Here is a 24726-nt window from a genome sequence, read left to right as displayed (position 1 = left end):
GCGTTGCGATACTATTTTCAAATCAACAACTAGATTTCATAAGATTAGTATTTATCTGATCCGCTCTCCAATATTTTTATGGAATCTAGCTGCATCGGCGGTTCTCGGTCCAAACTATTATTTAGTTGGAATCTGCTCACCATCTCTTTCAGCATCTCGGCCTGGCTGGAAAGCTCTTCACTTGCGGCTGCACTCTCCTCTGCAGTAGCGGAATTGTTCTGAATTACGGAAGAAACTTGTTCAATTCCTTTATTGATCTGTATAATCCCCGTAGCCTGATCGTTAGAGGAAACGGCAATTTTATCAATGAAATCAGCAACCTTTTCAATTTCCTGAACAATCTGATCCAAGGCTGCTGCGGTTTCATTTGCAATGGCCGAACCCGTGTGTACCTTACTCATGGAGCCTTCAATCAAAGCAGCTGTATCCTTGACAGCAGCGGCACTTCTGGCGGCCAGACTCCTGACTTCCTCAGCCACAACAGCAAATCCCTTGCCGTGGGCCCCGGCTCTCGCTGCTTCCACCGCTGCATTCAGTGCCAAAATATTGGTCTGGAATGCGATATCGTCGATTACCTTAATAATCTTGGAAATGTTTGCTGAAGCCGCGTTAATTTCTCCCATAGAGGCCAACATATCCTTCATATGCAGATTTCCCTTTTCCGCATGGTTCTTCGCGCTTTCAACAAGGCCGTTCACCTCATTTGAATTAGCTGCGTTTTCTTTGGTCTGCAGAGCCATTTCATTCATAGAAGCAGTGAGCTCCTGAATGGCGCTGGCTTGCTCCGTCGTCCCCTGCGACAGCACCTGACTGCCGTTTGAGACCTGCCGTGATCCGGAGGCTACCTGATTGGAAGCGATCCGAATCTCGCTGAGAACCTGGCTCAAGGTAGTCGTGATCCGATTCATGGATTCTTTAATGATCACAAAGTCGCCCTTATAATCTGCTGTGATGGAAAGATCCAGATTTCCTTCGGATAGTTCTGCCAGTACCTCCGAGATCTCTTTGATATAGCTTCTGATATTGCCAATGGTACCATTTAATGCATCCTTGATCACAGCGTGATCTCCGGCATATTCCCCCTGCATCAAGGTATGAAGGTTGCCCTTTGCCATCTCGGTCAGAACCTGGGAGGCTTCATGAATCGGTGCAATCACGGCTTCCAGCGTACGGTTGATTCCCAAGACGACCTGCTTATATTCTCCTTGGAATTTTTCCACATCACCACGCTTGTCCAGATTTCCTGATACCGCTGACTCCGACAGCGCTTTGGTCTCATCTACCAGCGCTTTAATTCCCTCTTCCAGAGTGATGAGTGCAGGAAAAAGACTATCTCCTTCACTTCGTTTTCCACCGGCTCTGATCTCATCCAAGTCACCAAGATCTCCGTTTCCAACATGAGTCAAAATTTCCACAACACCATTCATACGATGGTTCAGTAAGTTTACCGATTCCGCCATCTGTTTGAAGATTCCTTCATATGCTCCCTTTACCTTTAGGGAGTAATCATTCAGGCTCATTTTCGTTACAACTTCATTTGCCTCAACAATACCGCCAAGTCCAACGATGCAGGCATTGATACTGTTTTTAATATCATTGAAATCACCTTGATACTCCTGGCTAATTTCATCGGGAATCTCTCCTCTGCCAATCTTTTCGATGTAAATTGCCGCTGAGTTCAAGGGGCCCACCACTGAATCCAGTGTCCTGTTGACACCGTCGATGATCATACCAAAATCCCCACCATGCCGAGACGCATCAGCGCGAACAGAAAGCTTGCCATTTACTCCTGCCTCCGCTAGCATCAGCGCATCTTCAATCAGCAGATTTACCGCGTCAATGCAAGTGTTCACACTATTTTTAATCTTATCATATTCTCCATTCTGCGATTTAGAAATCCTCTTCGGAATATCACCGGTGCTGATCCGCTCTATGTAATCAGAGATGGTGCGAAGCGGAGTAATTAGTGCATCCAGCGTTCGGTTAAAACCATGGATAATTTCCTGATATCCGCCGTGAAAGCGTTCCGACCTGCCACGGGAGTCAAGTCTGCCCTCTATCGCCGCCAAAGTCATGGATTCTGCCTCTTCCACCAGATCATTTAGGGATGTCACGACCTTTATAAAACTCTTGCTTAGGATATCATTCTCAGACCTTGGCTCAATTTGTATGTTTAAATCCCCGTCCGCTACCCGCTCTGCCACTCTTGCCTGAGATTTAATATTCTCGATCATCTTATTAAAGGAATCTGCCAGTTCCCCAACCTCATCATCACTTCTTCTGACATCAATGGCGACATCCACATCTCCAAGTGCAAGTTTATCCGACGCTAGCGCCAGCTGCTTGATGGGAGAAACAATCCTTTTCGAGATAAAAAATATCATTAGAAGAATGAAGCAAAACGCAAGGCCGAAAATCAGAAAGACTGATTGCTGGACCTTGCTTTGTATGAGATTAAATTCTGCCAGCGGCAAACCGGAAGCTACAACCCAGCCTGTTTCACCCACAGGGGTTACATATCCGCTGCTTTTCTTCCCATCTGTTGTATACTCGACTGGCCCTTCACTCCTTTTCAGGATCTGATCGATGATATTTTCTGACATCTTTGTCTCCCCTACAAGAATGTTCTTATATGCTTCGTTGGGGTGATAAATAGTTGTACCATCGCTGCTGACAAGGATAAAGAAGCCTGTCTCACCCAATTGATACTTGCTTACCATGGAATAGATGCTATCAATGTTAAAATCTAAACCAACAGCACCGATCATTTCACCTGTATCAGAATCGTAAACAGGCGATACTGTACTAACCACTGCCAACTGTGTTGTTGCATCGATGTAAGGTGCTGTTATGATGGAACCCTTCTTCTCTGTAATCCCTTTATACCAATCTCTTGTTGTTATGATGTAGTCGGAACCAGATACCCATTCGTCGGAGTCAATCAGCTGATTTGTGTCAAAATCAGCGACCCAAGCGCACATAAAATCGGGATTCTCATCAGAGATTTTTCTCATGGAACGCATGACATTCTCGATGTCCGGCGCAGACACAATACTTACTCCCGGAACTACGATTTTGCAGAAGTTTTCAAATTGGCTGTTGAAGGACATCTGATCCGTAATTTCCAGATAATTGGTTAATGTTCCGTTGATCTCATTGGCGACTGCTCTGGAACTGGATGCAAGTTCTTCATTTCTTAGTTTTACGATAGAACCCCCTACGAGGCTCAGGATCAATACCGCTGCAATGCAATACGTCAAAAAAACCGGTGTGCCGATCCATGCCAGAATCTTGTGCAGCAAGCTCTTTCTTCTGACCAGAATTTTTTCTTTGTTCCCTTTCATCTTCATTGTCTGTCTCCTTGATTAAATAAACAAAAATAGAATCTTATATGTGATACCTGTTATGAAAATAACTTGTTTGACCTGAGTTGATTTGGCACATGCAAATAAATTTGCGCAGATATTCCTATTCCGGTTGATAATTAGATGCGCCGTCGATTTTCTCCGCAGCATAGCTTCTGTGAGGACTTGAAGACCAGACAAGAGTTTACCATTAATTTCTTTTGCAGACAAGTGTGAATTTGTAAAATCTACGCACAAAATAACGAAACAAAGCGAGCGTGATCCCCTGGGAGCACCGCTCGCTTTGCTTGCTTTTGGGTTTTTATTCCATATTAGTTGTGAATTCACGCACCATCGAAACGACACATAGTTTGATCATGTTTTTATATGAAAGTTGCTCATTTATCCTTGTTTTTAATTTCCTCCATGATGCGTGCTGCAAAGTCCTCCAGCGTCAGCACTCCAAGATCTCCCTGTTTTCTTGCCCGTACTGACACAGTTTTGTTTTCTTCTTCCTTGGCTCCGACCACCAACATATAGGGGACTTTTTCCATCTGTGCTTCTCTGATTTTATATCCTACCTTTTCATTTCTAAGGTCAACCTCAGCTCTGATCCCCTGGCGCTGCAGCGCTTTCTTGATTTCTGCCGCATAAGCGTGCTGCTTGTCAACCAGAGGCAGGATTTTTACCTGCACCGGGGCCAGCCACGCAGGTAATGCTCCCGCATATTTCTCAATAAGTAGTGCAAGGGTTCTTTCATAGCAGCCGATGGAGGTCCGATGAATGACATAAGGAAACTTTTTTTGTCCGTCACTGTCCACATACTGCATTCCAAATTTTTCTGAAAGTTGAAAATCGATCTGAACCGTGATCAGAGTATCCTCCTTACCATGAACATTTTTGATCTGAATATCCAGCTTCGGGCCGTAAAAGGCAGCTTCCCCCTCTTCCTCTTTGTACTCTAGTCCTAGATGATCGAGAATTTGTCTCATTCGATTTTGGACTTCTTCCCATTGTTGCTCTGTACCGATATATTTTTCTTTGTTGTTTGGATCCCACTTGGAGAAACGATAGGACACATCATCATCCAATCCCACGGTTCTCAGCATAAAGTTGGCAAGATCGATACAATCTGCAAATTCCTGCTCCAGCTGATCCGGAGTACATGCAATATGACCCTCGGAGATGGTGAATTGTCTTACGCGTATCAACCCGTGCATCTCCCCTGAGGACTCATTTCGAAATAGGGTGGACGTCTCATTGAACCTCATGGGCAGGTCACGATAACTTCTCTGTTTTGCCAGATATACCTGAAACTGAAACGGACAGGTCATGGGTCTGAGCGCAAAAACTTCTCCGTCTTCCTTCTCAGTATTGCCGATGACAAACATCCCTTCCCGATAATGATCCCAATGCCCTGAGATCTTGTATAGATCATTTTTGGCCATAAGCGGTGTCTTAGTCAGCTGGTATCCGCGGCGTTCCTCTTCATCTTCAACAAAACGCTGAAGAAGCTGAATCACTTTTGCACCTTTCGGCATGAGAATGGGCAGGCCCTGTCCGATATAGTCCACCGTAGTAAACATCTCCAGTTCTCTTCCCAGTTTGTTATGATCCCTTAATTTTGCTTCTTCTACCCGCGTAAGATATTCTTCCAATTCGCTTTTCTTGGGAAATGATGTACCGTAGATTCTTTTCAGCATCTTATTCTTCTCGCTGCCCCGCCAATAGGCTCCCGCAGTTCCAGTCAGCTTAAAAGCTTTTACTTTTTCTGTGGATGTCAGGTGTGGTCCTGCGCAAAGGTCGATGAATTCTCCCTGCTTGAAGAAGGTTATCTCTTCCCCTTCTGGCAAATCTCGTATCATCTCCAATTTATACGGTTCATTTCTCTCCTCCATGAGCGCTATTGCTTCATCTCGCGGCAAAACAATCCGCTCTAGCGGAATTGCCTCCTTGACGATTTTCCCCATTTCTTCCTCAATGTTTTGCAATACTTCCGGAGAAAAACTCATATCGCTGTCAAAATCATAATAAAATCCATTATCTATTGACGGCCCTATGGCTAGTTTTACCTCCGGATAGAGCCTTTTTACCGCCTGGGCAAGAATATGGGACGCGGTATGCCGAAACGCAGCTCTGCCCTCCTCTGTATCAAAATCCATCAATTCTGTATTTCCGTCTTTCCATGTTACTTTAAACATCATTCAATCCTCCTTATATCTGAGTACTCTCCTTTATCGACAAGGGGTTCCGCTTCTGCACTCCCATTTTTATCTGATAGGAAACGATACGATATTTCCAAGCAGATAAAAAAACTCCCGTCCGATACAAAACTGTAAGGGACGAGAGTAATACCCGTGGTTCCACCCTAATTGAAACTCATTGTGATGATAACGGAATCACCGTTCCTGCTCCGAGGTGGTCTTCAAAGGATTTCTGTATAAAAGCACTTTCAGCCACAGATGCCTTTTCTCTGGTAAGAAATAATTCCTTTTACTCTTCTCATCATTGCGGATGTTTTTTTCATTATATTACGCGACAATGCCGTTGTCAACGGCACAGCCTCATCCTATTGCATCCAAAAATTCCTGGTTGTTATTCCTGACAAATTTCATGCTGCAAGAATCTCCATGCCCTGGGTAGATTGTAATTTCATTGCTCCACAGATTAATGATACCTTTAATAGATCGTTCCATTTCAGACGGTGAGCCATCACTAAGATCTGTCCTTCCGATATCAACGTTAAAAATTGTGTCTCCTGTAAATGCCAGCTTACTTTGTTCTGAATAAAGACATATGCTGCCCTTTGTGTGTCCCGGTGTACTAATGACCTTGAGTTCTTCCTCACCCAAGGCAAGCGTATCTCCATCCTCTAAAAGCACTTCCACTTCCTTTTTATACACATCAGCATCAGCTCTGTGAAGGTATACTGGACAGTCTGTCATTTCCTTGATCTTATCCACTCCACCCACATGATCATAGTGGTGATGGGTTAAAAGAATCCCTTTCATGTGCAACCCCAGATCATTGATGATCTTTACGAATTTATCCCCATTATAGCCCGGATCCACCACAAAACACTCTCCCTGCTCCCTGTCATAGATCACATAACCATTGCTTTCAAGATTTCCGCCTATCAATCGTTTTATTTTCACAATTTCCACCTCGTTTTATAATAAGATCATATGTTTTATTTTAGACCATTTTGGAAGAATAACAAATAGAATCCTGATAATTTTATCAAGAAATAGGAAAAAGATATTGCTTTCGCACCAAATAAGGTTACAATATTAGATATTATTGTAAAATCATATATTCGAAAGAGGTTTGAAAATGAAAGTTGCCATCGCCGGAGCAGGTAAGCTTGGGATCAAAATTGCTGAAGCGATCTTGGGCGGAGACCATTCCGTCACCATAATAGATAAAAATGAAGCCCTTCTTCAGAAACTGTCTTCCCAAATGGATATTCTCACTGTGGTGGGAAACGCAAAACAGATTAGTCTGCTGGAAAGCATTGAAATTGATACATATGATTATCTGATATCAGCCACCAATGCCGACGAAAAGAATATTGTGATCTGTGCTTTTGCAAAAAAATTAGGATGCAAAAAAGTAATTGCCAGAGTCCGGGATCCAGAGCATATGAACCAGCTTGACTTTTTGAAGGATTTAATGAATATCGATTATATCGTAAACCCTGATCTTTCTATCACGTTGGAGATCTATAAATATCTCGTTGAAAAATATACACTCAGTAATGGAATCTTTACCAGTGGAAAAATTTCTCTGGTGGAATTTTCAACCGATAGAATGACTGAGATTATTGGAAAAACTGTATATTATGTGAACGAATCCCTCGGCAATATGCATGTGGTAGCGATTTCGCGCAATGGCAAAGTCATCATACCAAAAAAGGGCACGGAAATCATGAGGGACGACTCCCTCTACGTTGTGGGAGAAAAGACTCCAATCATGCGGCTAAATGATCAAGTCCATGAAAAAGGAAAATATACCAACCTCCAAAAGGTAATGATTCTGGGCGGAGGGAAAACAGGACTCTATCTTGCCCAGAAGCTGTCTGAATTCGGTATTTCCGTAAAGATAATAGACAAAGACAAGGAACGGTGTCAGTATCTTTCCAACCATTTGGACGATGTGCTGGTTCTCTACGGCGATGCAACAGACATGAGCCTCTTGGAAGAAGAAGATATCGATGAAATGGATGCACTGGTCACTGCCACAGGCTTTGATGAAGAAAATCTATTATTGGCTCTAATGGCGAAACAGCGTGGTATTGAAGATGTCATTGCGAAAGTCAGCAGGGAGAGTTATGCAACACTCATCGAAAGCATGGGAATTGACATGGCCCTAAACCCTCTTGATATGACCGCCAGCCATGTTTTGCGGTTTATTCAAGGCTCGAAGCGCGTGATCTCTTCTCAACTGATACAGGGACAAGCTGAAATCATTGAAATTATAGCCGGTGATCACATGAAACTGACCAACCGCCCCATCGAAGATCTCGATTTGCCGGATGGAGTTATGATCGCAGCAATTCATAGAGGAACCGATGCCATCATACCAAATGGCAACACAGTAATCAAAAAGGATGACAAGGTAATCATCATCTGTCTGTTATCTGATGTTCCGGATCTGGAAAAATTTATTCGTTCCGGCAGAGCAGGCTTTTTTAAATAGGGGTGTCTTTTACATCATGGTTCTGAACTACAAAGCAATTTTAAAACTTAGCGGAATTATCATCGTTCTGATTGCGTGTCTCATGATTCCATCACTTTTTGTTGCCTTTCTTTATGGTGAAACTGAAGTCATGAAATCCTTCATGTCTACAATCGTGCCGATGCTGTTTGTCGGCGGTTTCATCACCACTTATGTTAAAGCTCAATTCGATCATTTAAAAGTCCGAGACGGTTTTATAATCGTTGCACTTTGCTGGACATTGAGTTCTGTGTTAGGCGCCTTCCCCTTTGTCATTTCTGGTTATATTCCAGATTTCATTGACGCTTTTTTTGAAACGGTTTCCGGGTTTACAACCACAGGAAGCTCCATTTTGACAGACATCGAAGTATTGCCGAAGGGTTTGCTTTTCTGGCGTTCCTTCACTCACTGGATTGGCGGAATGGGAATTATAGTTTTTGCAATCGCCCTGCTTCCGACACTTGGGATCAGCGGTCAAAGAGTAGCAAAAGCAGAAACGACAGGCCCAACCTTCGGAAAGCTTACTTCTAAAACAGCTGAAAGTGCAAAAATCCTGTACTTGATCTATGTCGGCATGACCTTGCTGCAAGTACTTCTTTTGATACTTGGGGGAATGAATGTCTTTGACGCTCTGATCAATACGTTTGGATCTGTTGGTACCGGAGGATTCTCCATTTATAATAATAGTATTGCTCACTACGATAATTTGTATTTTGAAATAATAATCTCCATTTTCATGTTTCTTGCCGGGACCAACTTTTCATTGTATTACTATGCTCTAAGAGGACATTGGCGAGACTTTTTTTACGATAGTGAAATCCGATGCTACTTTATTATTATCAGTTCTGCTATCGCTCTGATTACACTGAATCTCTGGACAAGCAGCATCTATGCTTCCCTGGGAGAGTCACTTCGGTTCTCAGTCTTTCAAAGTGCTTCTATTATGACAACAACAGGCTTTGCCTCTGCAGACTTCGATCTGTGGCCTACCTTCAGCAAGATGATCCTATTCTTTCTCATGTTTATTGGAGGCTGCTCCTCATCAACTGCGGGAGGAATCAAGGTGATACGGATACTCATGCTTTTTAAGCTCTTAAAGAGAGGTATCTCTGTACGACTGCACCCGCGTGCGGTGGTCTCTATTAAGCTGAATCATAAACCAGTCTCCACGGATACCATATCCTCAGTAGTCTGCTTTGCTTTCCTTTACTTTGGGATTTTCTTCGGATCGACGCTTTTACTATCTCTTGAAGGCTTCGATCTCATAACAACCGCTAGCGCTGCCGCCTCTTGTCTTGGGAACATAGGGCCTGGGTTCAATCTGGTGGGACCCGTTTTAAACTATAGTCTTTTTTCCGATCTGTCCACTTTTATGCTGGCAATTCTTATGCTGGTTGGGCGTTTGGAGCTATTTACCATCATATTGCTGTTTACCAGACATTTTTGGAATCCCGATAAGTGAGGTATCATATGTCCTTTAATTATAGAGTTATTATCCGTATCATAGGCATTATCTCAGTGATGATAGGCACAGCTATGATTCTCCCTTTCATCGTTGCAGTGATTTATCATGAGAGGACAGCGGGTTTTGCATTCTTAAAATCAGTTCTTATCGCTTTACCTATCGGCTTGATTCTTCTGTTTTTTGTTCGCACAGAATCCACTACCCTAAAAATTCGTGACGGATATATCATCGCAGCGCTCTGCTGGTTTATCGCCTCTGCATACGGTGCATTCCCCTATATGTTTTCAGGAGCGATTCCCAACTATCTGGAAGCGTATTTTGAGTCCGTTTCTGGATTTACGACAACTGGGTCTACCATAATAGATGATTTTTCTATCATGCCAAAAGCGATTCAGTTCTGGAGATCTTTCAGCCACTGGCTTGGCGCAATGGGTATCCTTATCCTTGCCATCTCGCTCCTGCCGGCATTGGGAATCGGCGGTCTTCGGATCGCCAGTGCGGAAGCACCAGGACCCACTGTCGAAAAAATGTCAACAAAGATATCCGACTCTGCTAGAATCCTCTATCTGATGTATCTCACTTTTACCATTATTGAAATTTGCTTACTGAAGCTGGGGGGTCTGAATCTTTTCGATTCACTCATCCACACCTTCAGCAGTATTGGGACAGGCGGCTTATCCAACTATAAGCAAGGTATTGCTCATTTTGATAATTTTTACATCGAATTTGTCATCATCTTTTTCAGCATCGTCGCCTCGGTGAACTTTGTTCTTTACGGACTTATATTAAAAGGGAGGATTAAAGATTTCTTCAAAGACAGTGAATTGCGGACATTTCTAATGATTTTATTCATATCCGCCCTGTTGATAACATTGAATTTATGGCTCTCTGATACTTACGATACCTTGGGCGAATCAGTCAGAAAAGGATTTTTTCAAGCGACCGCTTTTATATCTACCTCCGGATACGCTATTGCAGATTATACGTACTGGCCATCTTTCAGCCAGATGATTCTATTTTGCTTGATGCTCATCGGGGGCTGCTCAGCCTCTACCTGTGGTTCCGTTAAGGTTATCCGTGTTATGATTATCTTTAAGCTAATCATTCGGGGGATTTATAAAAGGCTTCATCCCAATGCAGTAGTTCCCATTAAAATCGGCGGTAAGATTATTTCATCGGATACAGTATCAAAGGTCAGCTCCTTTACCATCCTTTATTTTACCGTGTTTATATTCAGTATTCTTGTCATTTCTCTGGAAAATCACGATATGCTGACGACCATAAGTGCTGCCGCAAGCACCCTTTCCAATACCGGTATGGGAATGAATTTGCTGGGTCCAAATGGAAATTACAGCATTTTTTCGCTTCCGATACGCCTTTATATGTCGGTTTTAATGATTGCTGGAAGGCTTGAGCTCTTTACCATTATTATGCTGCTTTCCCCCTCTTTTTGGAGAGCTAGATAAACTCATAAATCGATCAAATATGTAAAAACTGATTCATCGATTCATCAGGTCTCTTCGAATATTCTAAATGAAAAACGGGCAATCTATGAATGTCCACCCTGCTTGTTTTCAAAGGAGGACATAGCGATTGAACTGCAAATTTGAAGGAGGCCTATATGCGTGTAAAAAATTTAATGACCACTTCCGTAACCTGCGTTAGACCGGAAACTTCCATCGAACAGGTTGCCAAACAAATGAAACAAGAAAATATCGGTTCCATACCGGTATGCAATGACCGCGGTGAGGCCCTGGGTATTATCACAGACCGTGATATCGTAATCCGTGCCGTTTCAAATGGCGGGGCCGCAAAAACAGCCCAGGATATCATGACGAAACACTTAGTATATGCAGAACCCGATATGGATACCCATGAAGCCTCCCTGCTTATGGCTAAGTATCAGGTCAGAAGACTGCCTGTAGTTGAAAACAATAAAGTCATCGGAATGCTTGCGATGGCAGATATTGCCCGAAAGCAGATCTATGTAGACGAGGCTGGAGACGCACTGTCAGCCATATCAAAACAGAGCACTATGAATTAAACAATTGAGCCGCCAAGATTGATGAATCTATAACAGATCTCCATACAGTCTTTGGACGGCTCAATTTTATATGAAATATCAATGATCTTTGCGATACTGATACTTTGAAACATCTTCCTTCTTTTGACGTTCTTCCGCAACAGTAAAATTTATTTCTCTGTTTAATAGATCTACAGAGTGCACCTTAATGGTAACCTTATCCCCTAATCCATAGATCTTATTGGTTCTTCTGCCGATTAACCTGTATTTAGAAGCTTCATAGTCATAGAAATCATCATTCAGGTAATCCACACGCACCATGCCTTCGATAGTATTTTCTATCTCCACAAAGAAACCAAAATTCGCGACTCCGCTTATGATGCCTTCATGAACTTCTCCTACGTGATAGGACATATATTCGGCCTTTTTCAGCTTTTCGACCTCGCGTTCCAGCTCTTGGGCTTGCCTTTCGGTTCCGGATGAAATCTCAGCAGCTTTTTCCGTTTTCTTTTTCAGTGACTTGATCCGCTTTGCATCCAGTTTTCCATGAATTGCTTCCTTTATGATACGGTGTATGATCAAGTCTGGGTATCTTCTGATGGGAGAGGTAAAATGGGAATAATACTTAACCCCAAGTCCGAAGTGCCCTTCACAATCCGTTCCATAGAAAGCTTTTTTCATAGAACGAAGCATTACCGTATTTACAACATGTTCTTCCGGTTTTCCCTCAACATTTTTTATGATTTCATTCAGTGCCTTGGGATGAATATTGTCGGGATTCCCCTTAAGGATCAATCCGAAGCTACCAATGAAGCGCTTAAATTCTTCAATTTTTTCCAATGAGGGAGACTCATGAACACGATATACAAAAGGAACCTCCATCCAGTAAAAATGCTCCGCCACCGTCTCATTGGCAATGAGCATGAATTCTTCAACAATTCGATTTGCCACCCTCCGTTCCGCGGTTTCCACGCTGGTTGGGATGCCCTGCTCATTCAGTTTAATATAAGCCTCGTCAAAATCAAAATCCAGACTTCCCCGTTGGTCTCTTGCCTTCCTTAGAATCTTAGCAAGCTCATCCATAAGGAGAATATCCTGATAAATGTCTTGGTATTGATCAATCAGGGCTTTGTCATTCTTCTCCAGCATATCGGATACGTCACCATAAACCATTCTCGCTTTTGAATGAATGATACTTTCATAGATATCGTGATTCACAACTTTTCCTTTGCTGTCAATCTCCATGTTTACAGACAAAGTCAGCCGATCTACTGCTGGGTTTAAACTGCAGATTCCATTGGAAAGCAGCTTTGGCAGCATTGGGATCACCTGATCAATCAAATAAACGCTGTTGCCTCTTTTTAATGCTTCCTTGTCGAGCTGAGAACCGTCCCTTACATAATGGCTTACGTCTGCAATATGAACACCCAGAAGATAATTTCCGTTATTCAATTTTTCTACAGAAACAGCATCGTCAAGATCCTTGGCGTCTGCGCCATCCATGGTTACAATCGTTTTTTCTCTAAGATCTGCTCTTTTTTGGATTTCGGCTTCAGAAATTTTCAATGGTATTTTCTTTGTTTCCGCTTCTACCTTCTCAGGAAATTCCTTTGTCAGTTGATATTGCCGAATCAAGGCTTTGATATCTCCGCCAGCCTCTCCGCTTTTGCTGATAATTTCATCGATCCGCCCTTCTGCATTATTCGCTTTATCAGGGTACTTGGTAATTTTAACAACTACTTTGTCTCCTGACTTCGCACCGTTGAAATCTTTTCGAAGCACAAAAATATCATCATTAACGCGCCTGTCATCCGCGATAACAAAACCAAAGCGCTTGCTCTTTTCAAAAGTACCCACAATTTCGTCTACAGCGCGCGTTACCACTTCCTTGATGGTGCCCTCTCTTGACCTTGTGGTTTCTTCCGGCGGCAGCAGTGCAACCTTTACAATATCGCCATTCATTGCCCCATTGATTGCTGGCGGTGCAATAAAAATATCTCCACCCTCACCTGATTCCGGAATTACAAAGCCAAACCCCTTTTTATGCTTGGACAGAACACCGGTGATGATTTCCTCTTTCCTCTTTTTACCTTTTAAACTGCGTTTCGTTAAATTTGTATTCATATTCACATCCATATCATTTATCATATTTGTATTCATTCTACATCACCATTCTACCACAATTTGGATTTCTTAAACAGAATAAATCAACAAAGCAGAAATCACATCATCAAAGATTTCGTGATAATACCTTGTTATAAACAAAGAGCACAAAGGCTTTTCCTCTGTGCTCCCGGCTTTTATTGATTTGTATTATTATTTATGCCGCTGTCCGTTACCAATCCACCATCGGTACCGGTTCCGTTTGTACCAGTACCACCGGTTCCGCCACCAGTGCCACCAGTTCCGCCACCAGTGCCATCTCCTGTACCGTTATTCGTTGTATCAGGTACGTTAGGAGTTCCATTGTCATTTGTATTGCAGGCAGCAAACATAAACAGAGTTAAAACCAATAAAAGCATCAGAAAAATCTTTCTATTTTTCATTCTTTCATCTCCTCTCTTTCTCGATAATATTATTTGCTGTTTTTACTTTTTTACGCAAAAAATTAATAAAGTGATTATGATTGTGAAGAATTATGATGAGGTAACTTTTGGGAAAAAAAAAGTGACTATGCCTGGCAGTTTTAATGCCGTGCATAGCCACACATAACGATTTAATGATCAATCTTCGTTTCTTATGACATTTTCAATTCTATAGCCATGTTCCGTCAAGCGTTTTTCAATTTCGTCCGTGTTGATCGCATTGGTGCGAATTACGACATCACTATATCCGCCGCTGCCTCTGTAAATGCCAACATGGGTTATATTGGAGTCCAGATCACTGAAAATTTCAGCAATATCAGCGAGAACTCCGGGAACATCCTTTGCCTGCACAGTGATTCTGCTTCCAGAATCACGGAATCCAAGGAGATCAATGAACGAATCAAAGATATCGCTTTCCGTTATAATTCCCACAAGTTTACTTTTTTCAACCACAGCCAAGGTGCTGATCTTATTGTCACGCATTAGAACCGCGGCTTCTTCAAGAAGCGCATCCGGCGAAATGGTTATGACATCTTTGCTCATTGCATCACTAACTTTGGTTTTTGCCAGCAAATAGTTCAGTTCATAGATGCTCAGAGTCGTTGCCTTTGTGGGGGATACCTTCTGAATATCTCCGTGAGTCAGCATTCCAACCACTCTGTCACCATGGACAACGGGTACTCTTTTCAGATTTTTCTCTCTCATCAGTTCAATTACTTCCGTAATTGGCGCATCAAAAGCTATGGTATACGGATTCGTAGTCATTCTGTTCTTTACATACATGCTATTCCCCTCCTAAATAAGCTTTTTGAATTTCACTGCTCTTAGCTAGCTCCTCTCCGGTTCCTGAAAGTACAATAGAACCGGTTTCTAATACATAGGCCCTATGTGCGATGGAAAGTGCCATGCTGGCATTTTGCTCTACCAGAAGGATTGTTGTTCCAGTCTGATTGATCGCCTTTATGATTTCAAATATTTCTCTTACCAGCAACGGAGCAAGCCCCATGGAAGGTTCATCAAGCAGCAGGATCCTAGGTCTGGACATCAATGCCCGTCCCATCGCCAGCATCTGCTGTTCTCCACCGGATAACGTACCGGCAGTCTGCTTTTTTCTGTTCCCCAAGATTGGAAAGCGGCCGAAAACCATTTCCATATCCTTCTTGATCTCTGCTTTATCATTACGCAAAAATGCACCTAATTCCAGATTTTCAAATACGCTCATAGCTGGAAAGATTCTTCTTCCCTCTGGAACCTGCGAAATCCCCATCTCAACACGCTGGGGAGCCGCCGCACCTGTTATATTCTTGCCTTCCAGCAAAATTTCACCGCTGGTCGCTTTGTTTAGTCCCGATATAGTTCTGAGTGTTGTGGTCTTTCCTGCACCGTTTGCGCCGATGAGTGTTACGATTTCTCCGGCATTAACCGTCAAGGAAATATCCTTCAGGGCATGGATGACGCCGTAATGAACGTTAAGATTTTTTATCTCAAGCATGATTAACATCCTCCCCCAAATACGCCTCAATTACCTTTTTATTTGCTCTGATTTCTTCCGGCTTTCCGGATGCGATCAGCATCCCGTAATCAAGTACGTAGATTCGTTCGCAAATCTTCATAACCAAAGACATATCATGTTCAATGAGCAGTATGGTCAGATCAAATTCCTTCCTGATCCATCCGATGATTTCGGTGAGCGCGGCTGTCTCATGAGGATTCATACCGGCGGCTGGCTCATCAAGAAGCAGCAGTGAAGGCTTAGTAGCAAGCGCCCTTGCAATTTCAAGGTGTCGCTGTTCTCCATAGGGAAGGTTCTTTGCCAGTTCGTTCTTCTTGTGAGACAGATGGAAGATGTCCAGAAGCCGCTCTGCCTCTGCTCTCAATTCATCTTCTTCGTTATGAAATTTATTCAGATGCAGAAACGCAGAACCCAAACGGTATTTAACGTTCTGATGCATCGCGATTCGGACATTGTCCAGAACCGAAAGATCTTTAAATAATCTGATGTTCTGAAAGGTTCTTGCGAGCCCTTCCTTTGTTACGTGGTAGGGCTTTAATCCACCGATCTCTTTGACCTTGCCGTCCCGTTCCACTTTTATTGTACCCGAAGTTGGAACATATACACCTGTAAGAAGATTGAACAGAGTAGTCTTACCGGCCCCATTTGGTCCGATCAGCCCAACCAGCTCGCCTCTGTCGATATACAGACTGACATTGGATACTGCAGTAAGTCCACCAAAAGACTTTGTTAATTTGTCAACCGTTAGCAATGACATGACTGGTTCCTCCTTTACTCGATTCTATCATCTTTTTTTCTTGGTATGAATTTCAGAAGATCTGTGATTTCTCTGGTACCCATAATGCCCTGAGGTCTGAAGATCATGATCAGCACCAGCAAAGCAGCGTAAACGATCATTCTAACCGCAGTAAACGACTGCAGGAATGTAGAGATTACGGCAAGTACCACCGCTGCGATAACAGAACCTGTTAGACTTCCCATTCCGCCCAGTACTACGATAACCAGAATGTCGATTGACTTCAGGAAACCAAACAAATCAGGCTTTACAAAAAAGAAATAGGATGAATACAGTGCTCCTGCAATTCCAGCAAAGAATGCACCTATGGCAAAGGCCATAACCTTATACTTCGTTGTATTGATTCCCATGGATTCTGCCGCAATTTCATCTTCACGGATGGAGATGCAGGCACGGCCGTGGGAAGATTTAATAAAGTTGTTAATGAGAATGATGGTTCCCGCTGTGAACACGAATAACCACAGCCAGTTAGTAAATCTCGGAATTCCATTTAATCCGGCAGCCCCGTTAGTAATTTCCATATTCAGGAATACCACACGGATGATTTCAGCCATTCCAAGGGTGGCAATTGCCAGATAATCTCCCCTGAGCCTGAGGGTAGGAATTCCAACGAGTATTCCTACAAGGGCAGCTACCAGCGCTCCCGCGAAGGTACCGACGAGAAAACCAACTGTCGAATTCATCTGAAGATTGACTATCGCACACACATAGGCTCCAATGGACATAAAGCCAGCGTGACCCAGAGAAAATTGTCCGGTGAATCCTGTAACCAGGTTCAAACTTACTGCAAGAATGATATTGATACAGATTGTTGCAATTGTGATCTCATAAAAGCTATTGATGATCCCAACGGTCAAAAGTGTCTGAACAATACCGAAGGTCAGCAGAATGGTGACGAGGATCAGTAAATTCTTCTTAGTTATCGCTCTCATCTGTTACACCTTCTCTCTTGTATTCTTACCGAGCAGTCCTGCCGGTTTGAAGATCAGAATGATGATCAGGAATGCAAATACCGCAGCGTCCCTGTACATGGAGTTTCCATAGCCTGACACCATGGTTTCCATGATACCGATGGAAAGCCCGCCGATCATAGCACCGGGGATGCTTCCGATTCCGCCGAATACAGCAGCAACAAAGGCCTTAAGTCCCGGCATAACTCCCATAAGCGGATCAATGGAATTGTAATAGATTCCTACCAGCACGCCTGCTGCACCTGCAAAGGCAGAGCCGATGGCAAAGGTAAAGGATATGGTCTTGTCCACTCTGATGCCCATGAGCTGAGCAGCATCTGAATCGATGGACACGGCACGCATCGCTTTTCCTGTTTTCGTCTTGTGAACAATAAATTGTAATAAAACCATGAGTGCAATTGCTGTAACGATAATGTAGATCTGCTGCATACTAACTCTGACAGATCCCAGATTAATCGCTGCATCTGATAATACTTTTGGATAAGAGCGCACTTCTGCTCCTACGAAGAACATCATGACATATTCAAGAAGCAGTGATACACCAATCGCGGTAATCAAAACTGCGATTCTCGAAGAATGTCGCAACGGTTTGTAAGCTACCTTTTCAATAACAATACCTAATACTGCGCAGGAAATCATTGAAATCACAAGTGCCGGTATAAATCCCAGCCTTGCATACGTGGTAGCAGCAAACCCAACATAAGCGCCAATCATGTACACATCCCCGTGTGCAAAGTTGATGAGCTTAATAATTCCGTAAACCATGGTATAACCCAAGGCAATCAATGCATAGATACTGCCCAGCGAAATTCCGTTTACCATCTGCTGTAAAAATTGATCCAAGGTTTGGCACCTCCACACTTAATAATTATTTCTTTTTTTGGATAAAAATTCTTTTTGTCATAAACAACAATTAAGTTAGAGCAGATTAGTGCTCTAACTTAATAATTATAGCTTTTATTTGTTAATTCGTCAATCGTTGGTAACATCCTTCGATCCATCATTTTGAGGAATTTTCTGGAATGTACCGTAACTATGCTTTGTTTTGAAGTTGGCTTATTTCGGGTCAACCTTTACACTAGTTGTCTGAACGCCATTTTCAAGTCCGATTACAACAATTGATTTGATCGGATTGTGGTCCTGACCCATGCTGAAGGTACCGGTAACTCCTGCAAAATCTTTTGTGGAAGCAAGGGCATCTTTGATGGCTGTCGGATCCGTGGATCCTGCACGGCTGATAGCATCAGCAATATACTTACCAAGGTCGTATCCGAGAGCATGGAACGCATTCGGATCTGAACCATATTTTTCCTTGAACGCTGCGATGAAATCCTGTACCATTGGATCCTGATCCAGTGAGGAATAGTGATTTGAGAAGTAAACATCATTCAGAGCAGCTGCTCCAGCAAGTTCTAAAAGAACAGGGGAGTCAAAACCGTCTGCACCAAGAACCGGCTGAGCAATTCCAAGATCACGTGCCTGTTTGATGATCAGACCTGCTTCCTGGTAGTATCCTGGAAGGAAAATAACATCAAACTGCTTACCTTTGATACTTGTCAGGATTGCATTGAAATCCTTGTCTTTTGCAACATAGCCTTCTTCAGCAACGATGGTTCCGCCTGCTGCTGTGAAAGTTTCCTTGAAGTTCTTTGCAAGACCTTTTGCATAATCACTGGAGTTATCTTGAATGATAACAGCTGTTTTTGCACTCAGGTTGTTTGCTGCAAAGTTCGCCATGGTTACGCCCTGGAAGGAATCATTGAAGCAAAGTCTGAAAACATAGTCGTTTACATTACCTTTTGCGTCAACTGTTACACCTTCGTCAGCAGTAGCTGATGCCGAGATTACCGGAACTTTACTGCTCATCGCTACTGGAATGGTAGCCATGAAGTTACCGGAAGTTGCTGGTCCCAAAGAAGCAACTACGCCTTCCTGCGTCATCAGTCTCGTAGCAAGAGCTGTTGCTTCCGCTGCATCGGACTTATTGTCTACCTTTACGGGCACAATCTTCATACCATTGATGCCACCGGCTGCATTGATTTCATCAAATGCCATCAGGATACCATCGACAGAAGCTTCGCCGTATGTAGCTACAGCACCAGTTAATTCATAGTTTATACCAATTTTCACTTCTGTTGCAGCATCCCCGCCGTTACCAGCATCTTTCTTTCCGCCGCAAGCTGTGAAGGAACCGATTACCATGATCATTACGAGTAATAAAATTAAAGTTTTCTTCATATTGTGAATACACCACCTTCATTTAAGATAGTACTTATCTTAATCTTTTTTTATGTTTTTGTCAACAACATATGTCATATTTCTTTGTGTTCGCACTACAAATCCCTCTGTTATGTGTGGACAAACAAAAGCCCTTGAATATTCCGGGGCTAATTTGTGCGTATGATACAAACCCTTAGATAGCACATTCACAATATTAGAAAAGGGAGTATTTGCTCAGAATTCTAAAATCTGAGTCAAATTACTCCCTCTCGGTTTGATTTTTTGTTATTTTGTTCGCAAACTTACTAATTTTACTAACTGACTACGGGTAGCGGTCTTCCTTACAGCAGACCGCCGATCGCTACGAAGACCGGTGCGAATACAACCGCAACAATGGTCATCAGCTTAATGAGGATATTAATGGAAGGACCAGCAGTATCCTTAAAGGGATCTCCTACAGTATCTCCAACAACGGCAGCTTTGTGTGACTCACTGCCCTTGCCTCCGAAATGTCCTTCTTCTATGTATTTTTTTGCGTTGTCCCAAGCGCCTCCTGCATTTGCCATCATAATAGCAACCAGTACGCCTGAGGAAAGAGCTCCGGCAAGCATTCCGCCCAGAGCTTCTGTTCCCATAATGATTCCTACAGCCATGGGTGCAATGATTGCAAGCAATCCCGGCGCCATCATTTCTTTCAATGCCGCCTTTGTGCTGATATCAACACATCTTGCATAATCAGGTTTACAGGTGCCCTCCATGATACCTGCATCACAGTGGAACTGTCTTCTTACTTCTTCAATCATCTGATATGCTGCTTTTCCCACAGAGTTCATAGTCAAAGCAGAGAAAAGGAAAGGAAGCATTGCTCCAATAAAGAGACCTGCGATAACCATTGGCTCAAGCAAGCTAATGGACTCTAATCCAGCAAGCTGAGAATAGGAAGCAAACAGTGCCAGTGCAGTGAGCGCTGCCGAACCGATTGCAAAGCCTTTTCCAATTGCAGCTGTTGTATTTCCAACTGCATCGAGCTTGTCCGTTATCATTCTGACTTCCTTTGGAAGCTTAGACATCTCAGCAATACCACCTGCGTTATCAGATACAGGTCCATAAGCATCAACTGCAACAACCATACCTGTGGTAGACAACATGCCTACTGCCGCCAGTGCAATTCCGTATAATCCAGCAAATGCATTAGCAACAAGGATTCCCACTGCAATCATGATGATAGGCCATACAGTGGAAAGCATACCAACGCCAAAACCACTGATAATTGTCGTTGCCGGTCCTGTCTGGCACTGTTCTGATATTTTTTTAACGTGCTTGTAGTCACCGGAGGTATAGAATTCTGTGAGTTTCCCAATAGCAATTCCGACGATAAGACCCGCGATAATCGCTATGGCACAGTTGAAGTTGGCAAAGAAAACCCAACTTAACACGAAAGAGAAAACAACGACTATTGCGCTGCTGATATAAGTTCCTGCATTCAAAGCAGCAGCAGGATTGGATTTCTCATTGCCCCTTACACACATAATTCCTATAATGGAAGCAATGATTCCGATTGCAGATAATACAAGGGGAAATACTGATCCTGCCAGAGGAGGCAGGTCGAATTCATAGCCAAAAGTCGGCTTGATCGAAGGCATCACTACAGCAAGAGTGATGGCAGAGATAATAGAACCTACATAGGATTCAAACAGATCAGAGCCCATTCCTGCTACATCGCCGACATTGTCTCCAACATTGTCTGCAATAACAGCGGGATTTCTCGGATCATCCTCAGGAATCCCGGCTTCAACCTTACCAACCAGGTCAGCACCAACGTCTGCAGCCTTTGTATAGATCCCGCCTCCAACACGACCAAACAAGGCCATGGAGGAAGCTCCCAGTCCGAACCCCGTAATTACCGAGGCTGATTCTACCCCAAATAGAACAAAAACTCCTCCGATACCGAGGAGTCCCAGACCTACTACACACAGACCCATTACGGCCCCGCTTCTAAAGGCTACCTTAAGTGCCTTATTCATGCCACCGCTCATGGCCGCACTTGCTGTACGAACATTACCCTTTGTGGCAACACGCATGCCGCAGTAACCTGCCAGAACCGAAAAAAGCGCACCAAAAACATACAGCACCGCTGTAAGCCAATCAATGCCGAACCCTAAAACCAAAAATAAGACAAGGATAACTACCGCCATTGTCTTATATTCTCTTCTCAGGAACGCCATGGCGCCTTCTCTGATATAGCCTGAAATTTCGCGCATACGGTCAGTGCCCTCGTCCATTTTTCCTATCCAGGACGATAAGCCATAGGCGAAAATTAACGCTATGACGGCAGATACAGGTGCTAAAACGGCTAAAACATTCATTAAAAAACTCCTCCTTACGTTTACGATATTTTTCTTTTCCTACAACGTTTGCGAATCCCCTCAACAACAAGATTAAGAGGCGCAAAGAGCACCTCTTAAAATGACTTACCGGTCAGTTAAGTTTATAATGAATCTTAATATATGGCTGTAACGACTGCTTTCTTTACTCAATTGCAACAAGAATCAACGAGCACAAAATGAATACGATGGCACCAACGGTACTGATCTTACTCAAGATCGCTTCATAGCCTTTGCTTTTCTTTTTGCCAAACAGTTGTTCCGCGCCGCCGCCAATGGACCCAGAGAGTCCAGCGCTGTTGCCGTGCTGCAGCAGGATACTTGCAATCAATACTAAACTAGCGATTGAAAGCAATATCATCAGAAATATTTGCACTTCCGCACCTCCTATACAAGATTAACTCTTGTAGTGTACCATAACTTGTCAAATAAATCAATGCTTATTTTAAATTATAGAACGCACTGCTTCCAGCATACTGTGCTGCTGTATCGAGGAGTTCTTCCAGTCTGAGGAGCTGATTGTATTTCGCAACTCTATCTGTTCTGGAAGGAGCACCAGTCTTGATCTGTCCAGCGTTAATTCCGACTACGATATCAGCGATGGTAACATCTTCTGATTCGCCGGAACGGTGAGAAACGATGGCAGTATAACCAGCCTTTTTCGCCATTTCGATTGCATCAAGAGTTTCAGTCAGGGTTCCGATCTGGTTTACCTTGATCAGGATGGAGTTTGCTACACCAAGTTCAATTCCCTTGGAAAGTCTTTCGGTATTCGTTACAAACAGGTCATCTCCAACCAGCTGAACTCTCTTGCCAAGTCTGTCTGTCAGGAGTTTCCATCCTTCCCAATCGTCTTCATCCAATCCGTCTTCAATGGAGATGATCGGATATTTTGATGTAAGCTGGTCATAGAAGTCCACCATTTCAGCAGTGGTTCTTTTTACGCCTTCACCTTCAAAATTGTAGGTTTTGGTATCTTTGTCATACATTCCGGAGGAAGCAACGTCAAGAGCAATCTTCACATCAGTTCCTGGTACATATCCAGCCTTTTTGATCGCTTCAACGATGACTTCAATAGCCTCTTCGTTGGAAGAAAGGTTTGGAGCGAATCCGCCTTCATCACCAACAGCGGTGTTAAGGCCTTTGCCCTTCAGAACAGCTTTCAGGCTGTGGAATATTTCTGTACCCATTCTCAGACCTTCTTTGAAGGAAGGAGCGCCAATAGGCATTACCATGAATTCCTGAATATCAACATTGTTGTCGGCATGCTGCCCGCCGTTTAAGATGTTCATCATCGGTACGGGAAGAAGCTTACCGTTAACGCCTCCGATATACTGGAACAGCGGAAGGCCAAGGGAGTTTGCCGCTGCATGAGCAGCTGCCATGGATACGCCCAAAATCGCGTTTGCTCCGAGCTTGCCCTTATTCGGTGTTCCGTCAAGAGCGATCAGCGCCTTGTCAAGACCTACCTGGTCAAAAATATTCATGCCGATGATTTCTTCAGCAATGATGTTGTTTACATTGTCAACTGCAGTCTGAACTCCCTTTCCAAGGTATCTGCTCTTGTCTCCGTCACGAAGCTCAACAGCTTCGAAGATACCAGTGGATGCACCGGAAGGAACAATCGCGCTTCCTGTGCTTCCGTCTTCCAGAAAAATTTCAACTTCAATTGTAGGATTTCCTCTTGAATCAAGTAACTCACGTGCAATTACATCTTCAATATATGACATGTCTTATCCTCCTTAATATTTCACTTACTGCCAGCGCCCCTTGCGGGACACTGCTCCGTTTTCATTAGAAATCTACAAATCAGTGATTTGTAGATTCTCATTGTTAGAAATTTACGATTTCAATAAAATCAGCAGGAACAAGGCTTGCTCCGCCAACCAGAGCCCCATCAATCTCTTCCATGTTCATCAATTCGGATGCGTTAGCAGGTTTGACACTGCCGCCATACTGAATGATGACCTTTTCAGATACTTCATCGCTATAAAGCTCTTCGATAACCGTTCTGATATAGCCGCACATTTCATTAGCCTGCTCTGGTGAAGCTGTTCTGCCTGTACCGATCGCCCATACTGGCTCGTAGGCAATGATCAATGCAGATACCTGCTCAGCTATGAGATCTTTCAGCGCACCAACGGTCTGTGTCTTAACAACATCAAACTCTTTGCCGGCATCTCTCTCTTCCAGTACTTCACCTACACAGAGAATCGGAATGATATTATGTTTGAAAGCAGTGTGAAGCTTTTTATTTACCGTTTCGTCCGTTTCATTGAAATACTGTCTTCTTTCAGAATGTCCAATGACACAGTATTCTATTCCCAGTTCATTAAGCATATCTGCTGAAATTTCCCCGGTAAACGCACCGTTTTCTTCAAAGTGCATGTTCTGTGCACCAACCTTAATGTCGGTACCCTTGAAAGCATCCTTTAACGCTGCAAGCTGTGTAAAGGGTGCGCATACGCCTGCAACAACGTCCGAAGACTGATATAATTTTTTGAATTCCTCTGCAAACGCAACTGCTTCTTTTGTTGTTTTAAACATTTTCCAGTTGCCCATTATAAAAGGCTTTCTCATTTTTGTCCTCCGATATTAATTCATGAGCTCGCCGACAATCCAAGTCAAATTGTCGGCGAAATATTTTTTCTCAAAAGCTCTGTTTCATTGAACTATACTTGATGTCATTCAGAGCTTCACTATTTATGA

At 43.2% G+C, this 24726-nt stretch carries 18 protein-coding genes and 1 pseudogene; 4 read left to right on the top strand and 15 right to left on the bottom strand.

The window, feature by feature from the left end; genetic code table 11:
- Window positions 1-44 precede the first annotated feature (44 nt).
- The 3 genes from FRZ06_03330 to FRZ06_03320 all read right to left on the bottom strand — a co-directional run bounded on the left by FRZ06_03330 (window position 45) and on the right by FRZ06_03320 (window position 6508).
- Window positions 45-3350 (bottom strand): HAMP domain-containing protein, encoded by a 3306-nt coding sequence (locus tag FRZ06_03330; GenBank protein QOX62459.1) that lies wholly within the window; start codon window positions 3348-3350, stop codon window positions 45-47.
- A 392-nt stretch (window positions 3351-3742) separates the two neighbouring features.
- Window positions 3743-5545, bottom strand: a complete 1803-nt coding sequence (gene thrS, locus FRZ06_03325) for a threonine--tRNA ligase (GenBank protein QOX65811.1) — start codon at window positions 5543-5545, stop codon at window positions 3743-3745.
- Between the two features lie 363 nt (window positions 5546-5908).
- Window positions 5909-6508, bottom strand: a complete 600-nt coding sequence (locus tag FRZ06_03320) for an MBL fold metallo-hydrolase (protein ID QOX62458.1) — start codon at window positions 6506-6508, stop codon at window positions 5909-5911.
- Window positions 6509-6677: 169 nt separating this feature from the next.
- Between FRZ06_03320 and trkA the strand changes: the two genes are divergently transcribed.
- The 4 genes from trkA (at window position 6678) to FRZ06_03300 (ending at window position 11569) form a co-directional block, all read left to right on the top strand.
- A complete protein-coding gene (gene trkA, locus FRZ06_03315) occupies window positions 6678-8042 on the top strand; it encodes a Trk system potassium transporter TrkA (protein ID QOX62457.1) in 1365 nt (454 codons plus the stop codon).
- A 22-nt stretch (window positions 8043-8064) separates the two neighbouring features.
- Window positions 8065-9522 carry a TrkH family potassium uptake protein gene (locus FRZ06_03310; GenBank protein QOX65810.1) on the top strand — a complete coding sequence of 486 codons (1458 nt, stop codon included), beginning with the start codon at window positions 8065-8067 and terminating at the stop codon, window positions 9520-9522.
- Window positions 9523-9530: 8 nt separating this feature from the next.
- Complete coding sequence (locus FRZ06_03305) at window positions 9531-10991, top strand: TrkH family potassium uptake protein (GenBank protein QOX62456.1); 1461 nt, start codon at window positions 9531-9533, stop codon at window positions 10989-10991.
- Between the two features lie 155 nt (window positions 10992-11146).
- Complete coding sequence (locus FRZ06_03300; protein ID QOX62455.1) at window positions 11147-11569, top strand: CBS domain-containing protein; 423 nt, start codon at window positions 11147-11149, stop codon at window positions 11567-11569.
- Between the two features lie 78 nt (window positions 11570-11647).
- Here FRZ06_03300 and rnr read toward each other — a convergent pair whose 3' ends face one another.
- The 12 genes and pseudogenes from rnr to FRZ06_03240 form a co-directional block, all read right to left on the bottom strand.
- A complete protein-coding gene (rnr, locus tag FRZ06_03295) occupies window positions 11648-13708 on the bottom strand; it encodes a ribonuclease R (GenBank protein ID QOX62454.1) in 2061 nt (686 codons plus the stop codon).
- A 182-nt stretch (window positions 13709-13890) separates the two neighbouring features.
- Window positions 13891-13980: pseudogene (locus FRZ06_03290) on the bottom strand (bacteriocin microcin).
- Between the two features lie 291 nt (window positions 13981-14271).
- A complete protein-coding gene (locus FRZ06_03285; protein ID QOX62453.1) occupies window positions 14272-14916 on the bottom strand; it encodes a CBS domain-containing protein in 645 nt (214 codons plus the stop codon).
- Between the two features lies 1 nt (window position 14917).
- Window positions 14918-15625, bottom strand: coding sequence for an ABC transporter ATP-binding protein (locus FRZ06_03280; GenBank protein ID QOX62452.1), 708 nt, complete (start codon window positions 15623-15625; stop codon window positions 14918-14920).
- Window positions 15618-16403 (bottom strand): ABC transporter ATP-binding protein, encoded by a 786-nt coding sequence (locus tag FRZ06_03275; protein QOX62451.1) that lies wholly within the window; start codon window positions 16401-16403, stop codon window positions 15618-15620. The genes FRZ06_03280 and FRZ06_03275 overlap by 8 nt, the downstream gene beginning before the upstream one ends.
- A gap of 14 nt (window positions 16404-16417) precedes the next feature.
- A complete protein-coding gene (locus FRZ06_03270; GenBank protein ID QOX62450.1) occupies window positions 16418-17374 on the bottom strand; it encodes a branched-chain amino acid ABC transporter permease in 957 nt (318 codons plus the stop codon).
- Window positions 17375-17377: 3 nt separating this feature from the next.
- Complete coding sequence (locus tag FRZ06_03265; protein QOX62449.1) at window positions 17378-18256, bottom strand: branched-chain amino acid ABC transporter permease; 879 nt, start codon at window positions 18254-18256, stop codon at window positions 17378-17380.
- A gap of 213 nt (window positions 18257-18469) precedes the next feature.
- Window positions 18470-19651 (bottom strand): ABC transporter substrate-binding protein, encoded by a 1182-nt coding sequence (locus FRZ06_03260; protein ID QOX62448.1) that lies wholly within the window; start codon window positions 19649-19651, stop codon window positions 18470-18472.
- Window positions 19652-19974: 323 nt separating this feature from the next.
- Entirely contained in the window at window positions 19975-21999 is a 2025-nt protein-coding gene (locus tag FRZ06_03255) for a sodium-translocating pyrophosphatase (GenBank protein ID QOX62447.1), read from the bottom strand.
- A 163-nt stretch (window positions 22000-22162) separates the two neighbouring features.
- A complete protein-coding gene (gene secG / locus FRZ06_03250; protein ID QOX62446.1) occupies window positions 22163-22393 on the bottom strand; it encodes a preprotein translocase subunit SecG in 231 nt (76 codons plus the stop codon).
- A gap of 64 nt (window positions 22394-22457) precedes the next feature.
- Entirely contained in the window at window positions 22458-23747 is a 1290-nt protein-coding gene (locus tag FRZ06_03245) for a phosphopyruvate hydratase (protein ID QOX62445.1), read from the bottom strand.
- A gap of 103 nt (window positions 23748-23850) precedes the next feature.
- On the bottom strand, window positions 23851-24597 hold the full coding sequence (locus tag FRZ06_03240; GenBank protein QOX62444.1) for a triose-phosphate isomerase: 747 nt from the start codon (window positions 24595-24597) through the stop codon (window positions 23851-23853).
- Window positions 24598-24726 lie beyond the last annotated feature (129 nt).

It is taken from the genome of Clostridiales bacterium, assembly GCA_015243575.1.
Taxonomy (GTDB): Bacteria; Bacillota; Clostridia; order Peptostreptococcales; family Anaerovoracaceae; genus Anoxybacterium; species Anoxybacterium hadale.
The sequence above is the reverse complement of the archived record's forward strand: the minus strand, read 5'-3'. Positions and strand labels throughout refer to the sequence as shown.